General features: G+C 72.9%; 3 protein-coding genes. All 3 read right to left on the bottom strand.

Going from position 1 to position 2,584, the window contains the following annotated elements; genetic code table 11:
- Positions 1 to 1,092: ABC transporter transmembrane domain-containing protein (locus tag AC1DUQ_RS20480; RefSeq protein WP_477074496.1), on the bottom strand; the 1,092-nt coding region annotated here is incomplete at its 3' end.
- Positions 1,089 to 2,153: a cytochrome d ubiquinol oxidase subunit II gene (gene cydB / locus AC1DUQ_RS20475; protein ID WP_477062999.1), complete on the bottom strand. Its 1,065-nt coding sequence runs from the start codon at positions 2,151 to 2,153 to the stop codon at positions 1,089 to 1,091. The genes AC1DUQ_RS20480 and cydB, both read right to left, overlap by 4 nt.
- A 15-nt stretch (positions 2,154 to 2,168) precedes the next feature.
- Positions 2,169 to 2,584, bottom strand: a 416-nt coding sequence (locus AC1DUQ_RS20470) for a cytochrome ubiquinol oxidase subunit I (RefSeq protein WP_477074495.1), incomplete at its 5' end; no start/stop codon positions are given.

Raw genomic sequence — 2,584 nt, 5'->3', positions numbered from 1 at the left:
CGGTCCCGTCAGCGCCACGACGGTGCCGGGCCGCACCACCAGGTCGAGGTCGTGCGGCGTGCCGGCGACGCCGACCCCGTCGAGCCGCAGCGTCGCGCTGCGCAGGTCGGGGGCGGTCTGCGTCCCGGCCGGCGGGACCGGGGTCTCCAGCACCTCGAACGCCCGCCCCGCGGCCGCGACCCCGTCGGCCGCCGCGTGGAACTGGACGCCCACCTGGCGCAGCGGCAGGAAGACCTCGGGCGCGAGGACCAGCACCGCGATGCCGGTGACCAGGTCGAGGTCGCCCTCCACCAGTCGCAGCCCGATGCCGACCGCGACCAGTGCCACGGACAGCGTGGTGAGCAGCTCGAGGACCATGCCGGACAGGAACGCGATGCGCAGGGTCCCCATCGTGGCCTGGCGGTGCGCGTCGCCGAGGCTCCGCACGCGGGCGCCGGGACCGTGCTCGCGCCCGTGCGCGCGCAGCGTCGGCAGGCCCGCGAGCAGGTCGAGCACCTGGGCGCCGAGCCGCTGCATGCTGGCCAGGCCCTGCTCCGAGCGTCCCTGGGTGAGCCGGCCGACGAGCACCATGAAGAGCGGGACCAGGGGAAGCACGACGACGAGGATCGCCGCGGAGACCCAGTCCAGCCCGAGCACGACGAGCAGGACCCCGGGCGTCACGGTCGCGGCCAGGACCAGCTGAGGCAGGTACCGCACGAAGTAGGGCTCGAGCGCGTCGAGCCCCCGGGTGGCCAGCGTGACCACCGACGGACCCTCGCCGGTCGCGAGCCAGCGCGGACCGAGGGCGACGGCGTGCGCCACGACCTGCTCGCGCAGCTCGCCGACGGTGCGGGCGGCCGCCCGGTGCGCGAAGCGCTCCTGCAGCGCGGTGACCAGGGCGCGGACCACCACCACGGCCGCCAGCCAGGCGATCGTCGGGGCCAGCACCGCGAGCGTCGCGCCGTCCGTCACCGCGTTCCCGAGCGTGTGCGCCAGGAGCAGCGCCTGAGCGACCACCAGCGCCGCCGTGACCACGCCGAGGGCGGCGGTCAGTGCGACGTACCCGCGGGCCGCGCGGGCGTGCCGCAGCAGGCGCGGGTCGAGCGGTCTCACTGGTCGGAGGACGGCTTGTTCAGCACGGGGACCTTCTCGAACGTGAGGCCGGTGTGGGCGGGGATCTGGTGCGAGGAGATGCGCTTGCGGAACACCCAGTACGTCCAGCCCTGGTAGAGCAGGACGAGCGGGGTGAGGATCGCGGCCACCCACGTCATGACGGTGAGCGTGTAGCTCGTCGAGGACGCGTTGGTGACCGTCAGCGAGTTCGCGGGGTCGAACGCGGGCATCACGTCGGGGTACATCGAGCCGAAGATCAGGACCACCGCGGCCACGATCGCGACGGCCGAGGCGGTGAACGCCAGACCCTCCTTGCGGCGCTGCGTGGCGACGACCAGGACGGCCAGCGCACCGGCAGCGACGACGACCGCGGCCCACGTCCACGGCACCGAGTACGCCAGCTGCGCCCACACGGCCCAGGCTCCGGCGACGACGAGCGTCAGCACCGACGACCGCGCGGCGAACGCCCCGGCCCGCGCCCGGACGTCACCGTCCGACTTGAGCGCGAGGAACACCGCACCGTGCGTGAGGAAGATCAGGGCCGTCGTCGCGCCGCCGAGCAGGGCGAACGGGTTGAGCAGCGCCCAGAACCCGCCCACGTACTGGTGGTCGACGTCGAGCTCCACGCCGCGGACCAGGTTGGCGAACGCGACGCCCCAGAGGACGGCCGGCACCCACGAGCCGACGATCAGGCTCCGGTCCGCGAGCGACCGCCAGCGGTCGTCGTCGATCTTTCCGCGCCACTCGAACGACACCACACGCACGATCAGCGCGAGCAGGATGAGCAGGAGGGGCAGGTAGAAGCCGGAGAACATCGTGGCGTACCACTCCGGGAACGCCGCGAACGTGGCGCCGCCCGCGGTCAGCAGCCACACCTCGTTGCCGTCCCAGACGGGGCCGATGGTGTTGATCATGACCCGGCGGTCACGGTCCTTGGCGGCGCGGTCACCGCGGGACAGCAGGCCGAGCAGCATGCCGACGCCGAAGTCGAACCCCTCGAGCACGAGGTAGCCGGTCCACAGGACGGCGATGAGGATGAACCAGACGGTCGTGAGCTCCATGGTCGTCGGCTCCGCTCAGTACGCGAACGACAGCGGACGGTCGGCTGCGTCCGGGTCGTTGTCGGGGTTGTCGGGGCTGGGGTCGTGCTCGGTGTCGGCGACGCCCTCGACCGTGTAGCGGTGCATCAGGCGGTACCAGAACACGGCGAGCACCCCGTAGAGCAGGGTGAACGCGATCAGGCTGGTGAGGATCGTCCCCGTGCTGGTCACGGTCGACACCCCGCGCGCCGTGAGCAGCCACACGCCGTCCACGCCGCTCGGGTTCGGGTTGGGCGCGACGACCCACGGCTGGCGACCCATCTCGGTGAAGATCCAGCCGAACGACGACGCCAGGAACGGGGTGACCAGCGCGACGATGCCGAGCCGGCCGAACCACGCGTTCCCGTTGACGCGGCCCCTGCGCGTCACCCACAGGGCGACCAGGGCGAGCG

The organism is Cellulomonas sp. P4_B5_2 (assembly GCF_056402235.1).
This window is presented reverse-complemented; position numbering and strand designations above follow the sequence as displayed.